Annotated in this window: 21 protein-coding genes and 1 tRNA gene; 18 read left to right on the forward strand and 4 right to left on the reverse strand. The window is 62.5% G+C overall.

The annotated features are described in order from the left end of the window. Positions 1–60 precede the first annotated feature (60 nt). From RIG82_07125 to RIG82_07135, 3 genes are read left to right on the forward strand one after another with little or no spacing between them, the layout of a single operon-like run. On the forward strand, positions 61–1,866 hold the full coding sequence (locus RIG82_07125) for a hypothetical protein (protein ID MEQ9460705.1): 1,806 nt from the start codon (positions 61–63) through the stop codon (positions 1,864–1,866). Further along, on the forward strand, positions 1,863–2,531 hold the full coding sequence (locus RIG82_07130) for a M15 family metallopeptidase (GenBank protein MEQ9460706.1): 669 nt from the start codon (positions 1,863–1,865) through the stop codon (positions 2,529–2,531). The genes RIG82_07125 and RIG82_07130 overlap by 4 nt, the downstream gene beginning before the upstream one ends. Positions 2,532–2,535: 4 nt before the next feature. Continuing rightward, on the forward strand, positions 2,536–3,396 hold the full coding sequence (locus tag RIG82_07135; GenBank protein ID MEQ9460707.1) for an ROK family protein: 861 nt from the start codon (positions 2,536–2,538) through the stop codon (positions 3,394–3,396). Between the two features lie 100 nt (positions 3,397–3,496). On the opposite strand, the gene RIG82_07140 is transcribed toward RIG82_07135, so the two are convergent. Continuing rightward, the gene (locus RIG82_07140) at positions 3,497–6,142 is read right to left on the reverse strand and encodes a hypothetical protein (GenBank protein ID MEQ9460708.1); all 2,646 of its coding nucleotides are present in this window, start codon (positions 6,140–6,142) and stop codon (positions 3,497–3,499) included. A gap of 144 nt (positions 6,143–6,286) precedes the next feature. Beyond that, positions 6,287–7,399 carry a DUF1559 domain-containing protein gene (locus tag RIG82_07145; GenBank protein MEQ9460709.1) on the reverse strand — a complete coding sequence of 371 codons (1,113 nt, stop codon included), beginning with the start codon at positions 7,397–7,399 and terminating at the stop codon, positions 6,287–6,289. A gap of 230 nt (positions 7,400–7,629) precedes the next feature. Here RIG82_07145 and bioA point away from each other — a divergent pair, with 230 nt between their 5' ends. Genes bioA through RIG82_07160 form a run of 3 tightly spaced genes read left to right on the forward strand, consistent with a single transcriptional unit; the run spans position 7,630 to position 10,553 of the window. Then, positions 7,630–8,943: an adenosylmethionine--8-amino-7-oxononanoate transaminase gene (gene bioA, locus RIG82_07150; protein MEQ9460710.1), complete on the forward strand. Its 1,314-nt coding sequence runs from the start codon at positions 7,630–7,632 to the stop codon at positions 8,941–8,943. Between the two features lie 7 nt (positions 8,944–8,950). Then, a complete protein-coding gene (locus RIG82_07155) occupies positions 8,951–9,958 on the forward strand; it encodes a glycosyltransferase family 2 protein (GenBank protein ID MEQ9460711.1) in 1,008 nt (335 codons plus the stop codon). A 7-nt stretch (positions 9,959–9,965) separates the two neighbouring features. Further along, positions 9,966–10,553, forward strand: a complete 588-nt coding sequence (locus RIG82_07160) for a serine acetyltransferase (protein ID MEQ9460712.1) — start codon at positions 9,966–9,968, stop codon at positions 10,551–10,553. On the opposite strand, the gene pgeF is transcribed toward RIG82_07160, so the two are convergent. Both pgeF and RIG82_07170 read right to left on the reverse strand, forming a co-directional pair. Next, the gene (pgeF, locus tag RIG82_07165; GenBank protein MEQ9460713.1) at positions 10,534–11,349 is read right to left on the reverse strand and encodes a peptidoglycan editing factor PgeF; all 816 of its coding nucleotides are present in this window, start codon (positions 11,347–11,349) and stop codon (positions 10,534–10,536) included. The two genes, RIG82_07160 and pgeF, sit on opposite strands and share 20 nt — an antisense overlap. Continuing rightward, complete coding sequence (locus RIG82_07170; GenBank protein MEQ9460714.1) at positions 11,342–13,357, reverse strand: Hsp70 family protein; 2,016 nt, start codon at positions 13,355–13,357, stop codon at positions 11,342–11,344. The genes pgeF and RIG82_07170 overlap by 8 nt, the downstream gene beginning before the upstream one ends. Before the next feature lie 53 nt (positions 13,358–13,410). On the opposite strand from RIG82_07170, the gene RIG82_07175 reads away from it, so the two are divergent. From RIG82_07175 to RIG82_07230, 12 genes are all read left to right on the forward strand, one after another. Continuing rightward, positions 13,411–13,797 (forward strand): 6-carboxytetrahydropterin synthase, encoded by a 387-nt coding sequence (locus tag RIG82_07175; GenBank protein MEQ9460715.1) that lies wholly within the window; start codon positions 13,411–13,413, stop codon positions 13,795–13,797. A 504-nt stretch (positions 13,798–14,301) separates the two neighbouring features. Further along, positions 14,302–15,252, forward strand: a complete 951-nt coding sequence (locus RIG82_07180) for a DoxX family membrane protein (protein ID MEQ9460716.1) — start codon at positions 14,302–14,304, stop codon at positions 15,250–15,252. 140 nt (positions 15,253–15,392) lie between these two features. Then, positions 15,393–16,562, forward strand: a complete 1,170-nt coding sequence (locus RIG82_07185; protein ID MEQ9460717.1) for a hypothetical protein — start codon at positions 15,393–15,395, stop codon at positions 16,560–16,562. A 36-nt stretch (positions 16,563–16,598) separates the two neighbouring features. Further along, positions 16,599–17,717 carry a DUF1566 domain-containing protein gene (locus RIG82_07190; GenBank protein MEQ9460718.1) on the forward strand — a complete coding sequence of 373 codons (1,119 nt, stop codon included), beginning with the start codon at positions 16,599–16,601 and terminating at the stop codon, positions 17,715–17,717. Further along, complete coding sequence (locus RIG82_07195) at positions 17,714–18,562, forward strand: PEP-CTERM sorting domain-containing protein (GenBank protein MEQ9460719.1); 849 nt, start codon at positions 17,714–17,716, stop codon at positions 18,560–18,562. The genes RIG82_07190 and RIG82_07195 overlap by 4 nt, the downstream gene beginning before the upstream one ends. Positions 18,563–18,648: 86 nt before the next feature. Next, positions 18,649–19,413: a PEP-CTERM sorting domain-containing protein gene (locus RIG82_07200; GenBank protein ID MEQ9460720.1), complete on the forward strand. Its 765-nt coding sequence runs from the start codon at positions 18,649–18,651 to the stop codon at positions 19,411–19,413. A 135-nt stretch (positions 19,414–19,548) separates the two neighbouring features. Next, positions 19,549–19,953, forward strand: a complete 405-nt coding sequence (locus RIG82_07205) for a hypothetical protein (GenBank protein ID MEQ9460721.1) — start codon at positions 19,549–19,551, stop codon at positions 19,951–19,953. A 140-nt stretch (positions 19,954–20,093) separates the two neighbouring features. Next, positions 20,094–21,155 (forward strand): calcium/sodium antiporter, encoded by a 1,062-nt coding sequence (locus RIG82_07210; GenBank protein ID MEQ9460722.1) that lies wholly within the window; start codon positions 20,094–20,096, stop codon positions 21,153–21,155. A 79-nt stretch (positions 21,156–21,234) separates the two neighbouring features. Continuing rightward, positions 21,235–21,981, forward strand: coding sequence for a glycosyltransferase family 2 protein (locus tag RIG82_07215; protein ID MEQ9460723.1), 747 nt, complete (start codon positions 21,235–21,237; stop codon positions 21,979–21,981). A gap of 79 nt (positions 21,982–22,060) precedes the next feature. Then, a complete protein-coding gene (locus RIG82_07220; GenBank protein MEQ9460724.1) occupies positions 22,061–23,806 on the forward strand; it encodes a glycosyltransferase family 39 protein in 1,746 nt (581 codons plus the stop codon). A gap of 33 nt (positions 23,807–23,839) precedes the next feature. Then, a complete protein-coding gene (locus tag RIG82_07225) occupies positions 23,840–24,547 on the forward strand; it encodes a VTT domain-containing protein (GenBank protein ID MEQ9460725.1) in 708 nt (235 codons plus the stop codon). 302 nt (positions 24,548–24,849) lie between these two features. Further along, positions 24,850–24,922, forward strand: a tRNA-Asn gene (locus RIG82_07230). Positions 24,923–25,110: the final 188 nt, after the last annotated feature.

The following is a 25,110-nucleotide window of genomic DNA, read 5'->3' on the forward strand; positions in this document are numbered from 1 at the left end:
ATCATGCGCCAGTCTTATAGTTCTTCTGTCTCAACACCCCAAAACTGATACCTTCCTCCCATGATGACCACCACGCTCCTCGCGCAGGCCACCGACCCGCACACCAACGGTTCCATCGCAGGACACTTCACCTGGATCGACTGGGCCGTCGTCATCGGATACCTCGCCATCACCACAATCCTCGGCGGACTCCTCGCCGGAAAACAGGCCACCGTCAAGGACTTCTTCCTAGGCGGAAGAAAACTCCCCTGGTACGCCGTCGCCGGCTCCTCCATCGCCACCGAAATCTCCGCCGTCACCTTCGTCGGAGCACCCGCCATCGTCTACGGACTCGGCGGAAACTTCACCTACCTCCAACTCGGACTCGTCGGCGTCCTCATCGCACGGCTCATCGTCGCCTTCGTCCTCGTCCCCGCCTACTACAGAAACGAGATCTACTCTCCCTACGACTACATGGGCAACCAACTCGGCGAATCCGCCAAGTGGGTCACCACCGCACTCTTCTCCCTCGGCGGGGTCCTCGGACAATCCGCCCGCGTCTACCTCACCGCCGTCATCCTCGAACTCGTCATGGCCGAACAACTCGCCCAGATCGAGAGCTACACCGGCATCGACCCACTCATCACCGCCATCGGCATCATCGGATTCGTCGCCATCGCCTGGACCATCATGGGCGGCATCGCCACCGTCATCTGGACTGACGTCGTCCTCTTTATCGTCTTCGTCGTCGGCGGACTCACAGCCCTCTTCACCATCATCGGACGACTCCCCGACGGCCTCGAACAACTCATCACCGTCGCCGACGACGCCGGCAAGTGGAAGCTCTGGGACCTCGAGTGGGACGCCACCAAAGAGTTCACCATCTACACCGCCGCCTTCGCCTCCGTCTTCGGCAACGTAGGCGTCTACGGCACCGATCAGCTCATGGCCCAACGCATCTTCTGCTGCAAAAACCAACGCGAAGCCAAGATCGCCGTCCTCGCCGCCTACGCCGGACAGGTCATCACCGCCATCATGCTCGCCGTCGGCGCAGGCCTCTACGTCTTCTACCAGCAGTTCCCCCTCGTCGGCGAAGCCAAACGACGCGTCGAAGAAGTCGGCGACGGCATCTTCCCCATCTTCATCCTCTCCGAACTCCCCACAGGCGTCACAGGACTCATCATCGCCGGCATCTTCGCCGCAGCCATCTCATCACTCGACTCCATCCTCGCCGCCCTCTCACAGACCACCATGTCCGTGACCTATCTCCGCTGGCGACACAAACAAGGCCACGATATCGAAGAACACGGCAAAGAAGCCGTCTTCATCTCACGACTCCTCGTCGTCTTCTGGGGCGTCGTCCTCTGCCTCGCCGCCTACGTCGTCAAAATCGCACAGGACGAGTTCTCCATCCCCATCCTCTCCCTCGCACTCGGACTCGCCTCCTACTCCACCGGCTCACTCCTCGCCGCCTTCCTCCTCGGCTTCCTGCCCCTCAGAGTCACCGGCTACGGCCTCGTCTTCTCCGCACCTCTCTCCGTCATGATGATCTTCGCCGTCGTCTGGCACGAACCCTGGTCCATCAACACCAACATCGCCGCCGGCGTGATACTCGTTGCCGCATGGATCATCGCAGCCCTCGCTGGCCAACCCGAACGACGAAACATCCGACTCGCCAAAACACCCATCATCCTCTTTGGTGCCGTCCTGATGTGGTATCTCGCCGAGTACGGCTACTTCATGATCGATGGCGAACGCGACACCGTCGCCTGGCCATGGTGGGCCGTCATCGGCTTCTTCACCGCCTTCATCTTCGGATACCTCCTCGCCGATCCCAAAACCGAGCAGGTCCCCGCTGACCAACCCCAACCCGCCAACCCCACGTGAGCACCCTCGGCCAACCCGACTTCACCCCCGTCCGACCCATCGCCGAGGTGATGGCCGAAGCCCTCCGCGCCACCCCACCCGCTGAAGAAGGCCCACTCAACACACCCGACCTCGTCGAACTCCGCAGCCTCTTCCCCTCACTCCACTACGGCAGCCGCTGCGCCACCGATCACGACTTCACCACCTTCGGCTACTTCCCCATCACCAAAGCCTTCGCCCAACGCACCCTCGCCAAAGCACTCGCCAAAGCCATCAAAACCCTCACCGCCCAAAACTTCGGCGTCATCGTCCACGACGCCTACCGACCCTGGCACCTCACCTACGTCTTCTGGCACGTGACCGCCGAAGAACACCACAACTTCGTCGCCAACCCCGCCCGCGGCTCTATGCACAACCGCGGACTCGCCGTCGACCTCTCCCTCTACGACCTCAAGACCAACCAACCCCTCGCCATGCCCTCCGAAGTCGATGAACTCTCCGAAAGAGCCTTCACCAACTACAACGAACCCGATCCCGAAAAACGACACCGCCGCGATGCCCTCCAGAACGCCATGACCGACGCCGGATTCGAATCCCTCATCGACGAATGGTGGCACTTCGCCTTCCGAACCAACCCACCCTACCCCATCATGAACACGCCCATCGAGGCCATCAAGGTATCCTGACACCGTGGCCACTCTGGGCATCGACATCGGCGGAACCTCCACCAAACTCGCCCTCCTCCAGGACGACCAGCCCCCCCACACCCTGCGCACCGATACCTACCGCGAACCCTCCAACAACCAACTCGCTAACGCCATCCGCGACACCATCGCACAACTCCCCAAAGCATCTATCGACCGCGTCGGCGTCTGTGTCCCCGGTCCCCTCAGCAACGACGGCACCCTCGAAGCCGCCGCCAACCTCCCACACCTCATCAACCAGAACATCCCCCGCTGGATCCAGACCACAACCCCCACCGCCACCCACATCATCGCCTGCACCGACGCCATCGCCGCCGCCATCGCCGACCACCGCGAACACCCCACCTCCGGCCGATCCCTCTACCTCTCCATCGGCACTGGCGTAGGCGGGGCCGTCCTCGACGCCGGCATCCCCCTCATCATTGCTCGCGGAACACCCGGACACCTCGGACACATCGACGTCTCAGGCGGACAACCCGACGCACCCATCACCCCAGGTGCCGGCCGCGGCGCACTCGAAGCCTACATCGGCGCCCGAGGACTCCGCGACGACGGCGTCCCACTCGATACCCCCGAACAACTCAATGCAGCACAAACGCACCCCAGAGTCCTCGATGGCATCGACGCCCTCGCCCGCGGGCTCCGCATCTTCCTCGCCATCTTCCGTCCCAACGAAATCGTCTTCATGGGCGGAGTCGCCCCCCTCATCGAACACCACCTCGACCGAATCCTCAACCACACCCACACCGACCTCACCCCCGCCGCGCCCAAAGACTTCACAGTTCGCTTCACCCAGGTCGGCCGCTTCGCCGCAGCCATTGGCGCCGCCACCCACGCCAACCAGTAACGCACCATAAAAAACAGCCCCGACGAATGACCGTCGGGGCTGCGCTCGCACAGGATTCAGATCATCGGGCCAACAAGGCTCGATGAAGATTCAACAACACTTACCGACCACGACGCAGGGCCAGAGCGCCCAGACCAAGCAACACAAAGCTCGCTGGCTCAGGGGCCGGAGCAGGTGGCCCGCCAAACCCAAAGTTGCTCGCAAGCACCGACAGGTCGATCAGATCAACAGCACCAAACCCATTAAAGCTGCCGCCCGACCACCCCGCTATGCCTCCAAAGTTGCTGGCCAGCGTCGAGAGGTCAATCAGGTCAACCGCACCATCAAGGTTCGAGTCACCATACGTCGTCTCAAGAATAGCGAGGACTTCATCAACGTCACTGGCATCGATGACCAGGTCGCCGTTGATGTCCGCCGACAGGTCCACCCGATCGCCATCAACATTCACCTTGCCCGCGACTTCATCGAGGTTCGACCACTCCACCCCGCCTGAGCTGTCGAGGTCAAGACCAACGAAGTTGGCAAAGACATAATCAATGTCCTTGGTGTCCACAACACCATCCTGACCCAGCGGGGCCCAGCCAGCCGCCTCGAGGCCCGAACCAGCAACATCAGCCCGTGCATCGCCAGCGTCATAACTGCCGTTGGCCAGCGTTGTGCCAAACAGATTCCCGCCAAAGGCCGTGTCCACATCGATAAAGTTCTGCTTGCGGTCGAGCTGGTGACCCGCACGACCCTGTGAGCCCAGGCCATCCGCAAAGTAACGCACATCTTCAACATCAAAGCTGCCGTCCATGTTGAAGTCGCCGATGATCTCAAGCGACTGCTTGGCGTTCGGTAGCGAAGCGCGGTTGCTGGCCAGAGCGGCTTGATACGCAGCCACCATCGCCGGAATATCACTCGCGTCACGATCGCCGTCGCCCTCAAAGTCACCAGCGATCGCGTTGATGTCGCCCAACGCCAGCACGGTGTTGTAGGCGATCGCCGTACCGTCGTTCGCAACATAGTTAGTCAGCGCACCGTCGCTGTAAGTCACCGACCCATCGAGCGCGGGACCACGCGTATCACGAGATGGAACGTTACCAGCATTCACGCCGCCATAAGCCGGCGCGATGTTCTGCTGAGGAAGAATCGCCGCTGCCTGCAACGCCGGGTTCGTACCCGGGTTGTTGGTAAACACAGCAGGGTTCTCAAAGTCGGGAATCGAGTCGGTCGCACTCACCAACGCAAAGTTGGAAGCCAGATACTCGCCAGGCGTGCCTTGTGTGGACGGATTACCGGGAATCGCCACAAACGCGGCAATTGATGCCTCGATATTACGGATGTACAAAGCCGCCGAAGGATCAGCCATCGGAGCGTCACCAGCCGCGAAGCCACCGACCACAGGATTCACCACCGGGGCAAACACCTTCTCGCCCGCCAACGCGTTGGCCGCATCATCAAACCGGGCCACACCCGATGTGCTGACGATGATCGTCCCCGCGAACGGGTTACCGATCGTCGAGAACGTCTGGATCGCTCCCACGGTCCAACCCGTGTTCGGGTCGCTATTGAAGATGATATTGTTGTCCGCAGCGGTCGTGCCGTTCCGTGTCATCACCGGACGAACATAGGACGAGCCATCCCAGTTCGCATCAATGTCGTTGGCAATGCTCAGGATCTCATACCGGCCGTTGACCGAGTCAGGACCCGCGTCGTTGACGACGCCCTGATAGCCCACACCCAGACGCGTGTTCTCCACCGCGATCTCCATCCGCGATGACGACTGCTTCTGGTTGGGAATGTAGTCCGGTCCGGGGGTATCGATGTTGCTCGTCGAGTTCTCATTACTCGAACCCGAGTTCAGGCTGCCGACGTTGTCGCCAACACCCCACGAAGGGTCAACTCCCAGGGAGTTCATCGCACCATTCCGGGTGCCCGAACCAGAATCTCGGGTAAGCGCGATCAGGTTCTCACCCGATACCTCACGTCCCGAAACGAACAGGTGCGCCAGCTCACTCTTCTTCGCCTGACCCGTACCTGCTCCCACCGCAGCGCCGTAGTTCGAGATGATCGCAATCGGAGCCGTGGCAATCGGCGTCTGATAGATCCGGGTGTTGTCCTGCACAGCACCATCAAGCGTCAACGCCGTCCCGCCACCGCTCGGCGTCAAGGACTGGATGTCATTGTTAAACCCACCAGCCTGCTGGTCGATCACCTGCGGGGTCTTCACCGCATCCGAGAGCTGACCGTTCGAGCCATACCCAGGCGTAGGCGCCCCGCCCGTCTCAGGAGCAGCACCCCAGTAAGCAGCACCCGCCGTGTTCTTCACAAACCAACTCGCCGGCACGTCCGTCGTCGCAATATCAATAATCGCCGGACCCGAAAAACTCGCCACCGATGTCCCCGTGCTCACGTTATTCACAACATTCGGGCTGCCCGTATTCAACGCGTTGAGCGCAGCCCAGTCAGCACCCGGCCCGTTAAGCGAACCGTAGTCCACCAGCTCCTGAAAACCGTTGCCCGAGCCCACCGCACGATACTGCTGGATGATCGCGCCACCCACCACATTGTCAAAGCTCGGAATCGTGAAGTTGGTCACGACGCCGTCATTGTCGATGTCGATAAAGTCCGACGTATTCGCCGGAACCTGGAAATACGACTCAAACAACGTCGCTCCGGAAATTGTGACAACCTGCGCACTGGCGGAACCAGTGAGACCCACAGCGATCAAGGCTGCCGTCGTGAATCGGTTCGATAACTGCATGATGAAGGCTCCTCCAGGTAGATCAATCAGCGCGGAGCCACACGGCACCGCAGGTACTCATGGCCAAAAACCAGACCGACGTCACGCCGGTCACTTCTCAAAACCCCGCTTCGCCGCTAGGCAATGCGGGGTGATAGACTCTTCTCAGTCGAGGTACACGATGTCATTCGCCCCCGTCATGCTGTAGAACTTCCGGCCCCACAGACGGTTCTCAATCGATTCCCGAACCGTCAGCCGCTCATAGTGGCCATCCGAAAACAGGAAGTTCGTGCTGCCCTCAGCACCAACCTGACCACCACCCCCTCCGTGATGACGACCAACACCGTTGATCCCGCCCTCATCACCCAACACACCAACACCAGCATTCGTATTGATCAGGTCCTCGTAAGGCGTCAGCCCGTAATCATTCGAAGCATTAGAACTCTGAGACCGAACTTCCAGAATCCCTCGCCTCGCAGGCGTGCCGATCGTCTGCTCCGGTGTGTTCAGGGGATGCCCCTGCGGAGTCTGAATCGCCGTCACAGGGCGGTGCGACTTGATGGTGCCCAAGCCCTCCGTGTCATCCTGCATCGCCTCAAGACGATTGATGAACTCAGTCGCCAGAATCTCCTCCGATGGGGCATACAACTCAACATCCCGCACCAGCCTGGTGAGTCGACCCGCCGAGCTGACTTCACTCGGCGAAAACTTATTCCTCGGCATGATCCCCTCGTTGGCCGTGAACGCCAGACGACTGACCTGGTAATCAACAAGCCCCGTGTCAAAAGCCTCATCCTGAGCCTCACCAGCGCCCGGATTCGTCGGCTGCCACCCGCCATCCTCCAACGTCGGGCACGTAAACGACTCAGCCCCGGTGCTCCCGCCACCCACAAGAGTCCATGACCAGTGGATGACACTCACAGATCGATTCGACGTGCTGCCAAACTGATTATTCCAGGTCCAGCTCGGCGAACCATTACCCTGCCCGTTCCACGTCTGATCCGCGTAAACATAAGAAGGCGGGATGTAACCATTACTCGACGCCGAGTAGCTGTACATCCCGATACCAAGCTGACGCTGATTCGACGCACACACAATCGACCGCGCACTCTCCCGCGCCGACCCCAACGCAGGCAACAGAATCCCGATCAGTAACGCGATAATCGAAATCACCACCAACAACTCAATCAGCGTAAAACCACTTCGCTGACGATCCACCGCCGACTTCATAAACCGACACGACACGCCAGCCGAATCACAGGACACAAAATGGAGCATGACTATTTCCTTAGCTGAGGGCTCTATGAGAACAAGACAATGTTCGGGCTCGGTCAGCAGCGTGCTAAAGTGCGGTTAACTCCCGCGCCAACAGCCAACCACCGAATCGCGCCGCACACTAACCCTCGCAACAACATCCCCACAGATACTCATTAATTATTCACACAGCCTTAACATCGCTAACACATCACCGTCCCCGCACATTGCCCGCTCCACTCAACACCGTCATCATGCCCCCTATGGACCCCTCCGCACCCGACAACCCCGCTAGGCAAAATCCGACGACTGCCCAGCAGCACCACCTCTGGTTCCCCTACGCCCAGATGAAACGCATGCGAACCCCGTACAAGGTCGTCGGCGCAAGCGGCGTCCGTATCCACCTCGCCGACGGCACCCAACTCATCGACGCCGTCTCCTCATGGTGGGCCGTCATCCACGGCTACGACCATCCCGACATCCTCAAAGCCGCCCACCAACAACTCGACACCCTCCCCCACGTCATGCTCGGCGGGCTCACCCACGAGCCAGCCACTCAACTCGCCGAAGCCCTCGCCAAGCGCACCCCAGGCGACCTCGATCACGTCTTCTTCGCCGACTCCGGCTCCGTCGCCGTCGAAGTCGCCCTCAAGATCGCCATCCAGTTTCACCGCAACCACGGCCACCCCCAACGACACAAGTTCGTCGCGCTCCGCAAGGCCTACCACGGCGACACCACCGGCGCAATGGCCGTCTCTGATCCCCAGGACTCGATGCACCACCTCTTCGCACCGATCCTCCAGCAACACCACTTCGCGCCCGCACCTCGAGGCGGGTTCGACGCCGACCAGCAAACCGTCGCCGATGACCTCGCCGACCTCGAAGCCCTCCTCCGCCACCATCAACATGAACTCGCCGCCATGATCTGCGAGCCCATCCTCCAGGCTGCTGGCGGGTTCAATATCTACAGCCCCGCCTACCTCCAGGGAGCACGCGAACTCTGCGACCGCTTCGGCGTCCTACTCATCTTCGACGAAGTCGCCACCGGCCTGGGCCGCACCGGAACCCTCTTCGCCGCCCAGCTCGCCAATGTCACCCCAGACCTCATGGTCCTCGGCAAAGCCCTCACCGCCGGCTACACCGGACACGCCGCCGTCATCGCCCGCCGACACGTCTTCGACGCCTTCTGGTCAGACGACCCCGACCACGCCCTGATGCACGGCCCCACCTTCATGGCCAACCCCACCGCCTGCGCCATCGCTCTCGCCGGACTGAACGTCTTCGAACGCGATCGTTATCCGGACCGCATCGCCCACATCGAAGAACAACTCCAGGAACGCATCCTCCCCTTGGAAGGCCCCCAAATCGCCGACACCCGCGTCATCGGCGCCACCGCCGTCGTCGAAGTCCACGACCGTAGCGACCTCGAAGGCCTTCAGGCCTACGCCGCCGCCCGAGGTGTATGGCTCCGCCCATTCGGCCGATATGCCTACACCATGCCCCCCTACGTGATCACCGATGACGACCTCTCCGCCATCCTCGACGTCTTCGAGAGCTGGTTCGGATGAGTACCCCATGAACACGCTCACCGTCATCGTCAACTACCGCTGCGCCGACCTCACCATCGACGCCCTCCGTACAGTCGCAGATGAAGCCACCCGATACCGCGAGCAGATTAACGGCGACCTCCACGTCGTCGTCACCGACAACGCCTCAGGCGACGACTCGGTCCAACGCCTCGAACAGGCACGCACCGACAACCACTGGCACGACTGGCTCACCATCCTGCCCCTGCCCAAAAATGGCGGCTTCGCCTACGGCAACAACGAAGCCATCCGCTGGGCCAACACCCACCGCGCTCCCGCTGACTTCATCCATCTGCTCAACCCCGACACGCTCCTTCGCGACAACGCCATTGTCAAACTCGTCCGTTTCATGCAGACCCACCCCGAGGTTGGCGTTGCCGGATCAAGACTCGAAGACCCCGATGGCACCGTCCAGACCAGCGCCTTCCGTGAACCAGGTATCCTCAGCGAGTTCGAGGGCAGCATCAACCTCGGCCCCATCTCTACTCTCCTCTCGCGCTACCGCGTAGCCCCCGCCCCACCCACCACCTCATCGCCCACCGACTGGGTCGCTGGCGCCAGCATGATCGTCCGTCGCGAAGTCATCGACACCATCGGACTCCTCGACGAGGACTACTTCATGTACTTCGAGGAGCTCGACTGGATCTGCAGCGCAGCACGCAACGGCTGGCCCTGCTGGTACGTCGTCGAAAGCCGCGTCGTCCACCTCGTCGGTCAAGTCTCTGGCGTCACCAACACCCGCGCATCCGATCAAACACCAGCCTCACCCCCTAAGCGAAAACGAATCCCCAAGTACTACCACGAGGCACGCCGACACTACTGGCTCAAAAACCACGGCCGACTCAAAAAACTCATCGCCGACACCGCCGTCATCATCGGAACTCTCTTGTGGTGGACGCACATGGCCCTCCGAGGCAAAAAACCCAACAGCCCACCCCACTTCCTGGCCGACTTCATCGCATTCCACCTGCTGGGCTCCTACCCCGATCGCCGATGATCTACCCATGACCGCTGCGCCCGATTCATCCCCCACCGGTTTCGAACTGTCCCCTGGCGACACCAACCAGAACCCCCAGGGTCTCGGGCTCTGGAAACTCATCGCCGAAGACTGGCACACCCATGGCCGCCGCATCACCGCCCACGGCTTCTGGGCTCTCGCCATCCACCGCTTCGGCAACTGGCGCATGAGCATCCGCACCAAACCCCTCCGCGCCCCGTTCACGCTCATCTACCGATTCCTCTTCGCCTTCAGCGAATGGGTCATCGGCATCCACCTGCCCTACACCACCCGCGTCGGCCGCCGCGTCCGCATCGAACACTTCGCCGGAATCTTCCTCGTCGCACGAGAGATCGGCGACGACTGCGTCCTCCGACAACACACCACACTCGGTGCCCTCGACGACGCTCGCATCGGCCAGTACCCCATCCTCGGAAAACACGTCGAAGTCGGCTGTGGCGTCGCCATCCTCGGACCCGTCCGCATCGGCGACCACGCCTCCATCGGCGCCAACGCCGTCGTCGTCCGCGACATCCCCGCCCACGCCGTCGCCGTTGGCGTCCCCGCCAGAGTCATCAAGCACAAGCAGCCGTAATCACCGCCGCCATCTGACCATTCAACCCACGATCACGCCGATACGAAAAAAACTCCCCCTCGTGCTCAAACGTACACCGATCCGTCGTGTCAATCCGCTCCCGCGCTAGCCCCGCCTGCTCCAGACAAAACACCGCCGCCCCCACCAGATCCACGTGCGCCTTCGCACCAAAGTCGTCGCTCACAAACTCACCGTAACCGCCCGATCGAAACGCTGAGGCCACCTCGTCGCCCACCTCAAAATGCGCCACACTGATCGCCGGGCCAACCGCAGCACACAAATCACCAGGCGACAAATCAAAGTGCTCCTCTAGCCGCGTCACACACGCCCGAATCACCCCACCCGTCCCCGCCAGAAACCCCCGCCACCCCGAGTGCACCCCTGCCACCACACGCCCATCGCGTGAACACATAAGCACCGGCACACAATCCGCCGTCCGGATCACCACCAGCTTTCTCCGGTCCGCCGAAACAATCGCGTCCGCCTCCGGCGCATCGTCTGGCCGCACCACCTTCGCCCGCTCATCCACATACACCCCCGCCCCATGCACCTGCCGCGCCTCCAGCCGCATCTTCCTCTCCACACCCAACGCAGCTCGCAACCGCCGAAAGTTCTCCGATACATGCCTGTTCGGATCACCCGCCCCCTTCTTCAACGGCCCCAAGTTCAGCGTCGCATACACCCCCTCAGATACACCACCGATCCGTGTCGAAAACCCGTGCTTCACACCACATGACGACAGCAACGCCGACTGATACGTCACGACACCATGGCCATGCTCCACGCGCTCAAGCACGCGACGCATCCTCCCGCAGCGTCTTGGCGATCGCCTTCTCCGCCAGCGGAATCGACGCCCGGTCCATCCCATCCAGCGCATCCTGAAACGCCTGAGCATCAGGCGTCTCCTGATCCAGAAAACCCTTCACCACCCCGATCTTCGCCTCCATCCCCGATCGCTCCGACTCACCCAACTCATCACCCACCTTGGCAAGCTGCTTCTCGATCGCCCGCAAATCCAGCCGCGCCTGATTCCGCAGATCAATGATCCGGTGCGCAGTCATATCCGCCAACGCATGACCCAACGCCTCGGCTTCCATCGCCGCCACCCGCTCGCGCGTCAGCCCGTGATTCGGCACGATCTGGATCGACGCCCGCCGCTCCGATCGCTTCTCGACCGCCTCCACCGACAAGATCCCGTTCGCGTCCACCAGGAACGTCACCTCCACCTTCGCGAGCCCCGCCGGCATCACCGGAATCCCCTTCAACTCAAAACGACCCAGCAACCGGCAATCCTGCACCAGCTCACGCTCACCCTGATACACATTGATCTGAACCGCCGTCTGGTTGTCCGCATACGTCGAGAAAAACTCCGTCGCCCGCGCCGGGATCGTCGTGTTCGCCACAATCAACTTCGCCACCGCCCCACCCATCGTCTCGATCCCAAGCGACAACGGCACCACATCCAACAACAAAGCATCCCGCCGCAACCCCGCCAGGATCGCACCCTGCACCGATGCCCCCAATGCCACCACCAGGTCCGGGTCCAACGCCGTATACGGCTCCCGCCCAAACAACGCCCCCACCCGCTCCCGCACCAGCGGGACCCGCGTCGATCCACCCACCAGAATCACCCGATCAATCGCCTCCGCCGTGAGCTTCGCCGCCCGAAGAGCCGAACGACAAGCCATCAGCGTCCGCTCCACCAACGGCTCAATCATCCCCTCAAACTCACCCCGCGTGACCTCCCGCTCGTACACACGCCCCTCCCCCAGATCGATCACCAGCCGCGCCGTATCCTCCGAAGACAACCGCACCTTCGCCGCCTCCGCAAACCGCTTGAACGCCTGACGCGTCGCCGCCGAAAACCCACTCACCCCAAACTGCTCCCCGATCTCTCGCTGAATCATCTCGATCAACAGCCGATCCACATCATCCCCACCCAGATGCGTGTCCCCCGCCGTCGCCAACACCTGATCCACCATCCCCTGATCCGTCTGCCGCAACCGCAACACCGACACATCAAACGTCCCACCCCCCAGATCAAACACCACCACTGTCTCCACCCCCCGACCCTTCGATTCAACACCAGACGAACCCGCCTCCCCCACCCCACTGCACGCCTCAGGCCGAACCTTCGTGTTCAACGACAGCCGCCCCCCACTGCTCTTCACGTGCAGGTCCTCATTCCCCCTGCCTTGAGTGGGGGGGGCGGGGGGGGGCGGGGTGAGGTTGTAGGCGAGGGCGGCTGCGGTCGGTTCATTCAGAATCCGCACCACCTCGAGCCCGGCGATCCGCCCCGCGTCTCGCGTCGCCTGCCGCTGCGCATCATCGAAGTACGCCGGAACCGTCACCACCGCCTTACGCACCGGCTTACCCAACGCACCCTCCGCCAACGACTTGAGCTCCTTCAGGATGATCGCCGACACCTCCTGAGGGCTCACCCGCGACCCGCCCAGGTCCACCTCCACCATCCCGTGCTCAGCCGCCTCGACCCGATACCCAAGCGACCCGACCTCCCCCGCCACATCCGCAAGCCCTCGACCCATCAACCGCTTCACCGAAGCCACCGTCCGCTCCGGATACTCCACAGCGTGCTCCCGCGCCGCAGCACCCACCGCCTCCACCGACCCATCCTCCGCAAAACGCACCACACTCGGCACAATCGGCCCTCGACCCTCATACTCCAGGACCCGCGGACCCGCCTCATCGCACCACGCCACCAGCGAGTTACTCGTCCCAAGGTCGATCCCGACCACCAACTCCGCCACGCTCTCACGATCACCGTCTGGTGTAGCCTTACTCATAGCCCAGAGTGTAGCGCACTCACCCCAGCACGCACGACCGAAAGCCACCGACCATGACCGACTCAGGCACCTACGCCATCACCGTCCGCACCGTCTTCGCCGCCTCCCACGCCCTCCGTCTGGCCAATGGCGACACCGAACCCCTCCACGGACACAACTGGGACGTCCTCGCCGAAGTCTCCGCCATCGACCTCGACCGCATGCAAGCGGTCATGGACTTCCACGACGTCCAAAACGCCCTTGCCGACATCCTCAAACCCTGGAACAACCGCCACCTCAACGACTGCCCCCCCTTCGTCGATGGCACCCTCAACCCCACCGCAGAACGCGTCGCCTGGGCCATAGCCCAGCAACTCATCGCCGCCATGCCAGAAGGCGTCCAGGTCACCTCCGTCGCCGTCGGCGAAGCCCCCGGCTGCACCGCCATCTACCGCCCGTAAGCCCCCAATCCCCCTAAAATACGACCCCAATCCATATCAGAACAAAAAAAGGCCCGGCAAGGCATGAAGCCAAGCCGAGCCCTTCCGGGGGCAAATGAGTGTCCGAGGGCTTATACTCCCGAACATTAACGTATTTTAGCACCTGCCTCACAACACGCAAGTAGATATGACCCCAAACCGCCCAAAAATCATATCCTATCGTTTGTTCAAACAAAACCATTAGTCGTTCAGATTAACCAAACAATAACACCAGACAACCGCTTCCGTTCATCGTAGCAACCTCCACAACGCCTCAACCTCGACTCAGCCGCAAGCTCAAGCCGATAACTCACCCATGAACGACACCCCCCGCCGTCTCTTCGTCGCCGCCATCGGCCTGCTCCTCATCACCACCCTCACCGGCTGTGGCGTCCCCTTCGTCCCGCTCATCTAACCCACCCCTCCGCAACATTCCGCCCCACACCTCGACAACCCCGAAGCGAATCAACGCTTGAGGGATCACGCATGGAATCAACACCCCCACCCAACCCACCCTCCTTACTCCAACGCCTTCTCCTCGCGCCCTCCGCACGCCCCGGCCTCTTAACCGATGCCCTCATGCTCGGCGTCCGCCTCTACGCCGGCATCACCATCGCCAACGCAGGCTTCGACAAACTCCCCGTCCCCAACTGGATGGTCGAGCAGGTCATCGAACTCAACTTCCCCCAACCAGAACTCTTCGCCCTCATCGCCTGCTACACCGAAGCCGTAGGCGGACTCCTCGTCGCTTTCGGACTCCTCACCCGACCCGCCGCCCTCCTCGTCGCCTTCACCATGGGCGTCGCAGCCTTCGGATACCAGAACCAGACCCCGATCCTTGGCGGGATCCACGTCGCCCAACTCCTCTTCTGGTTCTTCGTCGCCTTCACCGCCCTAGGCGCAGGCCGATTCTCCCTCGACCACTTGCTCACCCGTCAACGAACCGCCGCCACCAAAACCCGCATCGGCCTCTCCGGCAGCCTCGCCGCCATCGTCTTCATCACCCTCAACGCCCTAGGCGTCTACTTCGCCTTCCTCCAGAACCCACCCGAAACCGAAACCCAATCAGACACCACCACCATCGAGTCCATCGCCGTCGCCGGGACCTTCAACAACTGGGACCCGACCGCCAACCCCATGACCCAGACCGATGACCACCTCTGGACCCTCGACATCCAGATCGATGCCCTCGGACCATACGCCTTCAAGTTCGCCGCCAACGGATCCTGGGACATCAACCTCGGCGAAGCCGACCAACCCACCCAACGCTTCCCCATCACAGGCACTGCCGAACCCAACGCAGACAACATCCTCACCTACATCCCGACCCCAGCCACCTACCGCATCACCCTCGATTCCACCACATACGCCTACAACCTAACACACATCGAGCCCATCAAATCACAAGACCCACCGACCGATCCAACAACGGAGTAAACCTCCGGGAACCCGCTTAGTCACAAGCCCTTAAGCACAACTCTGGACGCCAATAAGACCACGCCAACCTATCCTTAATCTCAAGACTTTTTGATCTGTTGTACGAACGGTCAACTGGAAAAGAGAAAAAGGATCGAGTCATGACAACTCAAGGCCATCGCGGGCACACCACCATCGTTGCTGGCGTCTTAAGCCTCGCTGCACTCCTCACGCCGCCACTCCACGCAGCTCCCATCGCCACCCTCGATGGCGGACAGCTCTTTAACCTCAACTACGCCTCCGACGCCGCCATCACCACCTCCGGAACCTTCGACTTCACCATCGCTGGCTTTTCCGCCGCTCCCGGAACCATCGGCTTCCTCAATGTCGCCGCCGACCTCAATAACTCCGGAACCGTCGAAGCCTCCGAATGGCTCGTCCAGAACATACCCCTCGGCCTCGACACCGGACTGACCAGTCAACCCCTCATCAGCGCCTGGTGGGATCGAGACCTCGGCGGCGTCACCACAGGCAATACCTACGAAACTTACTTCACCATCGAAGACAACCAGGTCGCCGACCCCTCCGGACACCTCGGCTGGCAATCAAATACCGCCGATGCCGGCACCACCACCTGGGGTGCCAACGACCTCCAGGGGCAGGCGGGCGCAAACCCAGTTCCCCCCAGCGGACCCGCGACCTCAGGCGGAACCATCGAAATTTTCCTCCAAGGCGGAGTCCCCGACATCGCCCAGAAAACCAACGAGTGCGGACCCACCTCCGCCGCCAACTCCCTCCGATGGCTCGCCGAAGAACACGACTTCGAGTCCAAACTCCCCAACAGCGACGACATGCTCATCCAGGACCTCATGCAGGCCATGGCCGGAAACAAAACACGACCCTTCGCAGGACTCACAGGCGACCAGCTCTACGACGGCAAGAAGAAATACATCAAAGACAAAGACCTCCCGCTCATCGTCAAAGGCGGAAACGCCAGCGCCGCCGCCAGCGGCGCATCCATGTTCGACTTCATCAAGAAAGAACTCAAAGAGGGCGAAGACGTCGAGTTCCTCATCGGCTGGACGGGCTCCGGTGCCCACTGGGTCACCGCCATCGGCTACGGCATCAACGGCGACCGGCTCTTCATCACCGTCAACGACCCCGACGATGGCAAAACCGGCATGGCCATCTGGGAACTCGACAAAACCGGAACTTTCAAGGCACCCAAAGGCACCGCCCTCTGGGCCGTCTCCGAGTCCTACGTCCCCGCCCCGGGCGCAGCCACCAGCCTCATCCTCTTCGCCTGGATCGCCCTCAGAAGAAAGGCTTGAACACACCCACAACACGACCTCGCCAAGGAGGACACCATGACACCCCTCCACGCAAACAAAAGCACCTCGCGACAAACCAGTCAACCACCCACACCCCATACCCACTGGCTCAAAGCTCCTGACTGGTACCGAGCACTCACCGCAGCCGTCCTCATCATCACCGCCGCCCTCAGCCACACCACTCAAGCTGCCCTCCTCGACCGCGGCCACGGACTCATCTACGACACCAGCACCGGACTCACCTGGCTCCAGGACGCCAACTACGCCCAAAACTCAGGCTACGACGCCGACGGCAAGATGCACCTCGCCGCCGCTCGGTCATTCGCCAACAACCTCGTCTACAAAGGAATCGACGACTGGCACCTCCCCAACACCCACCCCGGTAGCTACGAACTCGACCTCGAAACCCTCGTCGAAGTATCACTCCTCAACCACTATCACCCACAGCCCGACTTCCAATACACCGCACCCTTCCAGAACATGAACGCCGGCACCCCCTACTGGTCACCCGGCACCGGGGCATGGGCCAACCAGACCTGGACCTACACCTACAACAACCCTCACCAAAGCCGAATCCACTACGCTGGCGAACTCGGCGGAGACTTCATCCCCTGGCCCGTCCGCCACGGCGACCCACTCCAACACATCACCTCTGACTTCGACAGCAAACTCTTGGGCGGAGACCTCAACTCCCTCCAGGGCTGGGACCTCACCGGCCGAGGGTCCGCCCAGATCACACAACGCCACGGCCGCACCATGCTCCAACTCACCACCGGCTCACCCGTCAACCTCTCACAACACTTCGACACACCCAACGAGCCCTTCATCCTCACCTACGACCTCGACATGTCCGAAACCTGGGGCCAGGACCTCCGCGTCTACCTCAACAACCAACTCATCGATCAGATCTTCAACAGCACAACCGGACTCACCACACGCACCCTCACCATCGACTCCCCCACCCTGCTGAGCCTGGAAGCCACCGAACTCCGCTTCACCCTTGATTACCACGCCCCCGGCTACACCGCATACCTCGACAACATCACCGTCTGCCCCGTCCCCGAACCCGGGACGCTAGCGATTTTCACCCTGACCCTGATTCCCCTGAATCGTCTCTACAGCTCTGTCAATCCGCAACAGGAGAAAACACCATGAACATCAGAACCATCGCCGCAGCCTGCCTCGCACTAACCCTCTCCACACCCGCCCTCGCCGGTGAAAATCAGGCCGGCAACCTCACCGGCACCCGCGTCCACACCAAGGTCAAACGACTCTGCAACAACACCGGCCAGGACGCCAACGACTTCCACGTCGCCGCCTACCAGAAAGAAAAAGGCGTCTCCGTCAACGGCGCCGCCTTCCGCACCAGCGCCTTCGACAACATCACCGTCGGCCTCTCCGGAGGCAGCTTCCACAACGACGGGAAAAACCATCAGGCCAACGCCAACATGACCGGCGGACTCGTCACCGACGGACAGTGCATCGAACTCGATATCTGGCTCTACCTCACCAAACGAAACCAGACATGGCTCCGATACGACTGGACCAAAGACGGACAAGTCATCGGCGGACAAGGCGACGCCGGCGTCAACATCGACCCACCCGCACCAGGCGGGGACGGCGGAGACCCCGGACAACAGGAAGGCGATGGCGGCAGCGACGGAAACCACGTCCACGCCATCACCATCTACAACGATATGAACAAAGCCTTCCTACTCGACGACTTCTACGCACTCGCCTCAACCACCACCTACGACGAACTCAACGATATCGACTGGACCAACGTACCTCCCATCTTCACCGAACCCATCACCGTCCCGGCGCTCAGCACCTGGTCCTACGACTTCGAAACCTCCGGCTCCTTCTTCAACGGACACATCTACCTCAACTACCTCCTCATCGACGATGAAATCCAGATCATCTTCGACCACCCCGTTCCCACACCCGCCACCCTCTCCCTCATGTCCCTCGGCCTCCTCACCCTCACCCGTCGCCGCTGACACCCCAGGCAGGCCGCCTCGCCCCGCCACGAGGAGCAAGACCCACCCGAAGCGGGGCAGCAGCCTGCACCAACAAGGAGATAGCCATGACACGCCTCCAGCCCCTGCTCGCACCCCTCGCCCTCATCAGCCTCCTCGCCCCCTCCACCACCGACGCCGCCATCACCTTCTCCCAGACCTTCACCAACCGAACCAACAGCGCCGCCTCCGGCCTCCGATGGTGGTTCGCGCCCGACGCCACCGTCTCCAACACCGGCAGCAACGTCTTCGCCAACTCCGCCATCACCCATCACCCCAATCCCATCCACGGACAGGCCTCCGCCGTCGATATCTGGTACGCCTCCGGCAACGTCAACGTCGGTAACTCAGCCAAAGTCTGGGCCAAGGTCGGCGGGTCCTCCAGCACCGCCTACCGCGCCGAATGGACCAACAACCTCGGAACCCCCATCGGCTCGGCCTACCTACCCTGCAGCTTCGGTGGGTCAACCCTCGTCCAAGGCGCGCAACACATCTGGTCCATCCCCATCGACAACCCCAACGACGCCGTGCAGATGACCATCCGCAACCTCGAATACAGCCTGACCACCATCCAGCTCAGCGGCCCCCAACTCCAGACCTTCTCCGGAACCTGGAACGTCATTACGCCCATCACTGTCGTCGATCCCGGTCAGACCTACACCTTCGACATCCTCGCCGCACCCGATGAACTGCCCGTCATCCGAGCAGACCTCAGCTACGACTCCATCGACGACGCCACCAGTTCCATCATCTTCCAACCAGTCCCCGAACCCGCTACCCTCGCCACACTCGCTCTGGGGTGGCTCTGCATCAGCAAACGATCCCACACCTAAAGGGAGAGGGCAGACTCCGCCGCCGGAGGGTGAGCTTGCATCGCGGCGGAGTCTTCTCCACATCAAGAAACAACACGCCACCAGAAACTCACAAACCCGCGGGAACCCTTCACACACCGTCGCGTCTATCAAGACATGAGACCACCCAACACCAATCGCCTCACCCTCCTCTTTCTCGCCACCCTCCTCCTCACCCTCACCGCCTGTGACGAACCCGCACCACCCCCAGCACCATCCCCAGCACCCCCTCTCCCAACCACACCCACCGGCGCCTGGTTCAGCCGCGACAACACCGAACCCGATGAACACCAACAAGCAGCCCTCACCGCCGTCCAGCAGCACATCGCCCAGAACCGTAACCCCAAGTCCCCCACCATCGACTACCGCTACCGCGTCCAGACCAAAGACAACCAAACCACCGTCTTCGTCGAATGGATCACCCAATACCGCGACGGCCAGCCCGCCCTCATGCCCGGCGGACACGCCCTCTACATCCTCAACCCCGACAACACCGTCGCCCGAAAAATCCCCGGCCACTGAACCACCCCACCCGGAGCTTTCGAACCCCAAAAACAAATCAAATAAAGCCAGACGGATACCGGGGCGATGTCTCCGACTCGACGCTGATGCAGTGCCTATCGATATGCTGGAAGCTAAGCTAACGCGTTCGAGCACCCCACATGAACATCCTCCTCATCCTCCTTGGCCTCGCCCTGCTCACAGCAGGCGGGGAACTCCTTATCCGCGGCGCCTCCCGTCTCGCCGCAGCCGCTGGCATCCCACCCCTGCTCATCGGACTCACCGTCGTCGCCTTCGGCACCAGCGCACCCGAACTCGCCGTCTCCATCAAAGCCGCCCTCACAGGGCAGGCCGACCTCGCCCTCGGCAACGTGGTCGGCAGCAACACCTTCAACGTCCTGCTTATCCTCGGGCTCTCCGCCCTCATCCTTCCCCTCGCCGTCTCCGTTCAGCTCATCCGGCTCGACGTCCCCATCATGATCGCCGTCTCCGCCCTCGCCTGGATCCTCGCAGCCAACGGCGTCGTCTCCAGGATCGAAGGCGGCCTCCTCGCCGCCGGCCTGGTCGCCTACACCGCGCTCCAGATCCGACTCGGACAACAACAGCAAGCCGCCGACAACACCGAGCAAACCGCAGGCAGACCACCCAAGACCAGTCCCTGGCCTTCCCTCCTCTGCATCGCCCTCGGACTCATCCTCCTCGTCTTCGGCTCACGCTTTCTCGTCGATGGCGCTACCGCCGTCGCCCGCGCCTTCGGCGTCTCCGAACTCATGATCGGTCTGACCATCGTCTCCGCCGGCACTTCCCTCCCCGAAGTCGCCACCTCCATCATCGCCGCCACCCGCGGACAACGCGACATCGCCGTCGGCAACGTCGTCGGAAGCAACATCTTCAACATCCTCGGCGTCCTCGGCATCAGCGCCGCCCTCTCACCTCAGGGCATCGCCGTCGCACCCGCCGCCCTCAGCTTCGACATCCCGATCATGCTCGCCGTCGCCTTCGCCTGCCTGCCCATCTTCATCACCGCTGGACGGATCGACCGCTGGGAAGGCGCCCTCTTCCTGTGCTTCTACGCCGCCTACCTCGTCTTCCTCATCCTCGACGCCACCACCCACCCGGGTCTCAACGCCTTCACCTCCGCCATGGCCACCTTCGTCATCCCCCTCGCCACCCTCACACTCGGGCTCAGCCTCCTCTACTCACGAACCCCACCCCGCCCGTGACCGCTGAACCGAACCACAACACCGCCCTCCTCTGATTCCCCGCTCGACCCCCCAGCCCCCCCTCCGCTACCCTGACCCCATGCAACCCCAGGGCCGCAAGGTCGATCTCACCATCGTCGCACCCGCTCACAACGAGCAGGACAACATCGACGGACTCGTCGAGGAAGTACACACCGTCCTCTCCGCCACCAACCTCAGCTTCCAGATGATCATCGTCGACGACGGCTCCACCGACGACACCGCCGCACGCGTTCAACAACACATCAACGCTGGCGCTGACTGGCTCGAACTCGTTTCCCTCATCACACCACCGGGCCGCGGACTCGGCCCCGCCGCTGGCTACCGCGCCGGCATCCTCCGCGCCCAAGGCGACCTCGTCGCCATCCTCGACGCCGACCGACAGAACGACCCCAACGACCTCCCACGAATGATCGACGCCCTCCGCCAGCAAAACATCGACCTCGTTCAGGGCGACCGCTCCGCCAACCGCCGCGATAACCTCATCCGACGACTCTCCTCCTCCGTCGGACGACTCTTCCGCAGCACCATCCTCGGCGACGACATCCGCGACTCCGCCTGCGCCATCCGCGTCATGAAACGAGAGGTCGCCCTCGCCATCCCCTTCGAGATCAAAGGCTCCCAACGCTTCACCGCCTACCTCGCCCGCATGATGGGCCACAAAGTCATCCAACTCCCCGTCAACCACCGACCTCGCATCGCCGGAAAAGCCAAGTTCGGCGTCTGGAACCGCGCCCTCCCCGGACTCATCGACCTTATCGGCGTCCGCTGGATGAAAGCCCGATGGCGCAACGTCAACACCCGCTGACCCCGCCACATCCCCCCAAAATCCAACCCCTTCGGATACCGTGTGATGCGCTCCACACGACCACCGGAACCCCCACACCATGACCACGCCCCTCCTCACACGCCCGCCCCTCGTGCCCATCTCTCGACGTGAACTCACCCACGCCCTCCTCATCGCCCTCGCCCTCTTCGCCGCCTTCTTCGCCCTCGCCGCCGGCACCGACCTCTGGGACCGCGACGAACCTCGCTACGCACGCGCCGCCGTGGAAATGTGGAACACCGGCGACTACCTCATCCCATGGCTCAACGACCAGCCACGACTCCGCAAACCACCCATGATCTACTGGATGATGGCACCCTTCGTCGGACTCCTCGGACCCACCGCCCTCGCCGCTCGACTCGTCTGCGTGATCTGCATGACCGCCGCCGCACTCCTCACATGGCTCGCCGGAAGACGACTCTTCTCACCCAACATCGGCCTCGGCAGCATGGCCATCTTCGGCACCGCCACCCTCACCCTCTACGTCGGCTCCGCCTCCATCATCGACGCACCCCTGGTCATGTTCACCAACCTCGCTATCTACTGCTTCATCGACGCCATCTACCGAAAACCAACCTGGTGGCACTGGCCCACGATCGCCCTCTGCCTTGCCTCCGTCGTCCTCCTCAAAGGCCCCCTCGTCTGGCCCATCCCCGTCGTCACCATCGCCGTCGCCGGATTCCTTGCCCGAAAACAAATCACCCTCCCACGCTCATGGTGGATCGGCTTCGCCTCCCTCGCCCTCCTCAGCTTCGTCCCCCTCATCGCCTGGGCCATCCCCGTCGACCGCGCCACCGACGGACAGCTCTACGCCATCGGATTCCAAAAACACGTCGTCGATCGCATCACCACCGGACTCGAAGGCCACGGCAGCTCCAACGCCCTCGAATACTTCCTCCTCCTGCCCCTCTACATCCCCATCCTCCTCCTCATCTTCTTCCCCTGGACCCTCCACCTCCCCGCCGCCCTCTCCGCCATGATCGGCCGCCGCCTCGGTAACCCCCTCGAACGCGCCATCCTCTGGGCATGGACCCTCCCCTGGTTCATCCTCGCCAGCCTCGCCTCCACCAAACTCCCCCACTACATCCTCCCCATCCTCCCCGCCCTCGCCATCGCCGTCGCCGCCACCATCGCCAGACACCACGCCGGACAACTCTCCGATTCCGACCGCCGCTGGATGACCCGCGGCATCTTCCTCGCCCTACCCGTCGCCCTGGGCGGGGCCATCGCCGCCATCGCACTCCCCTGGGCCCTCGACAGCACCGGACTCATCCTCAACGAACTCCCCGTCGTCATCGCCCTCCTCGCCATCACCTTCCTCGCCACCTACCACCACCTCAAAGGCCGCGTCCTCCAGTCCGCACGACTCATCGCCGCCGCAACACCACCCATCGTCATCGCCATGGTCCTGCTCGTCCTCCCCACCATCGAAAACCAGCTCAAAGCCTCACCCACCATCGCCGCCGCCATCCACCAACAACAAACCGACCCCACCGCCCCCCTCTACATGCGCGACTACGACGAACCCACCCTCTTCTTCTACGTCAACCGACCCACCGGCCACCCCATCGTCCAACTCAACGGCCAACAGGTCGCCAACTGGGCCCGAGGCGAAGCCGACTTCACCCGCCAATCCCCCAATGAAGCCGGACTCCTCATCATCGGCTCCGAAGAACTCGACCGCATCCAACAACGCTTCGGCGAACTCCCCCTCCAAACCACCTTCACCAAAAGCATCATCGACTACTCCTCCGGTACCCAATACACCCAGGTCATGCTCGTCAAACCCACCACACCCAACCCCTGATCAGACCCAGGCGGCCCTCCTACCATCCCGCCCATGACGCAGATCGACCCCTCCACCACACCCACCAACACCTGGCGAAACTGGCTCCCCACCCTCGCCCTCCTCACCGTAGCCCTCGCACTCCCCGCCCTCGGCGCGATCGGTCTCGCCCAACCCATCCGCTCCGCCGCCGATGCCCTCCGCGATCAAACCCTCTGGTCCGCGCCCCTCTTCATCACCGCCGCCGCACTCCTCGCCGGAACCGCACTCCTCCCCACCCACGCCATCTCACTCGCCGCCGGTTACATCTTCGGCGTCACCCTCGGCACACCCCTCGCCCTCGCCGCCGTCCTCATCGCCACCACCCTAGGCGTCCAACTCGCCAAACGACTCGGCTCCAACCACCTCCGCCAATGGGTCGACCAACACCCCACCGCCCGACGACTCACCAGCCTCATCGACACCCCCAACCGAAGTGCCATCCTCGCCATCACCCTCCTCCGACTCCCACCCCAGGTCCCCTTCGCCCTCGCCAACGCCCTCGCCGCCCTCCTCAACCTCCCCCTCACCCCCCTGCTCATCGGCACCGCCCTCGGCATGCTCCCCCGCGTCGCCCTCGTCACCTACCTCGGCAGCCAACTCGCCGCATGGGACCAAGGCACCACCTCCACCAACACCCTCCTCCTCGCCCTCGCCTCCGCCACCATCGCCCTCCTCGGACTCTCCCTCCTCGCCCGACACACCCTCCGCCACACCACCTGACCCACCCCTCCAGACCCCAGCGCAACAGGGCGCAGGCCTCCGAAGCCTTGGCGAAGGAGGGAAAAATCCACCGGGTGAGCCTCTCCCCTCCGGGAGCATCTCACCCGATGGTCAACCCCCACCCCGCCCTTCCCCTCTCCCCCTTCCCTCCTCCTGGCCGCGAAACACGCCGCAGCCACGAACCCCAACTAAACCACACCCACCCAAACCCCACAACCCCTAACTTTCCCCTACAGAGTTCCCTCAACCACCCCCATCCGCTTGACGAAATACCCCCCATCGGTACCCTTACCTGACTGCGATCCCCTGTAGCTCAATTGGTAGAGCGAGCGGCTGTTAACCGCTAGGTTGCTGGTTCGAGTCCAGCCGGGGGAGCTTCAAGCCGGTATCGAGCACGATGCCGGCTTTTTCGTTGCGCCGATCACGCGACGAAATGGATCGCCCATTACCCGCTGTGTCAAAGCGATATGAAACAGGTGGGTCACCCAGCCCCCGAACACAATTCTCGCGCCTGTTAACCACGCCGCGCGGGGTCGGGGCGATTTGCGGCCAAACCCTCGGAC

The sequence above is a fragment of the Phycisphaeraceae bacterium genome (assembly GCA_040222855.1).
Taxonomy (GTDB): Bacteria; Planctomycetota; Phycisphaerae; order Phycisphaerales; family Phycisphaeraceae; genus Mucisphaera.

What these genes read in the sequence shown, in the direction of transcription:
- RIG82_07125 (MEQ9460705.1), top strand. Translation starts at nt 61, where the DNA reads ATGATGACCACCACGCTCCTCGCGCAGGCCACCGACCCGCACACCAAC.
- RIG82_07140 (MEQ9460708.1), bottom strand. Translation starts at nt 6,142, where the DNA reads ATGCAGTTATCGAACCGATTCACGACGGCAGCCTTGATCGCTGTGGGT.
- RIG82_07145 (MEQ9460709.1), bottom strand. Translation starts at nt 7,399, where the DNA reads ATGCTCCATTTTGTGTCCTGTGATTCGGCTGGCGTGTCGTGTCGGTTT.
- bioA (MEQ9460710.1), top strand. Translation starts at nt 7,630, where the DNA reads ATGCCCCCTATGGACCCCTCCGCACCCGACAACCCCGCTAGGCAAAAT.
- RIG82_07155 (MEQ9460711.1), top strand. Translation starts at nt 8,951, where the DNA reads ATGAACACGCTCACCGTCATCGTCAACTACCGCTGCGCCGACCTCACC.
- RIG82_07160 (MEQ9460712.1), top strand. Translation starts at nt 9,966, where the DNA reads ATGACCGCTGCGCCCGATTCATCCCCCACCGGTTTCGAACTGTCCCCT.
- RIG82_07170 (MEQ9460714.1), bottom strand. Translation starts at nt 13,357, where the DNA reads ATGAGTAAGGCTACACCAGACGGTGATCGTGAGAGCGTGGCGGAGTTG.
- RIG82_07175 (MEQ9460715.1), top strand. Translation starts at nt 13,411, where the DNA reads ATGACCGACTCAGGCACCTACGCCATCACCGTCCGCACCGTCTTCGCC.
- RIG82_07180 (MEQ9460716.1), top strand. Translation starts at nt 14,302, where the DNA reads ATGGAATCAACACCCCCACCCAACCCACCCTCCTTACTCCAACGCCTT.
- RIG82_07185 (MEQ9460717.1), top strand. Translation starts at nt 15,393, where the DNA reads ATGACAACTCAAGGCCATCGCGGGCACACCACCATCGTTGCTGGCGTC.
- RIG82_07190 (MEQ9460718.1), top strand. Translation starts at nt 16,599, where the DNA reads ATGACACCCCTCCACGCAAACAAAAGCACCTCGCGACAAACCAGTCAA.
- RIG82_07195 (MEQ9460719.1), top strand. Translation starts at nt 17,714, where the DNA reads ATGAACATCAGAACCATCGCCGCAGCCTGCCTCGCACTAACCCTCTCC.
- RIG82_07200 (MEQ9460720.1), top strand. Translation starts at nt 18,649, where the DNA reads ATGACACGCCTCCAGCCCCTGCTCGCACCCCTCGCCCTCATCAGCCTC.
- RIG82_07205 (MEQ9460721.1), top strand. Translation starts at nt 19,549, where the DNA reads ATGAGACCACCCAACACCAATCGCCTCACCCTCCTCTTTCTCGCCACC.
- RIG82_07210 (MEQ9460722.1), top strand. Translation starts at nt 20,094, where the DNA reads ATGAACATCCTCCTCATCCTCCTTGGCCTCGCCCTGCTCACAGCAGGC.
- RIG82_07215 (MEQ9460723.1), top strand. Translation starts at nt 21,235, where the DNA reads ATGCAACCCCAGGGCCGCAAGGTCGATCTCACCATCGTCGCACCCGCT.
- RIG82_07220 (MEQ9460724.1), top strand. Translation starts at nt 22,061, where the DNA reads ATGACCACGCCCCTCCTCACACGCCCGCCCCTCGTGCCCATCTCTCGA.
- RIG82_07225 (MEQ9460725.1), top strand. Translation starts at nt 23,840, where the DNA reads ATGACGCAGATCGACCCCTCCACCACACCCACCAACACCTGGCGAAAC.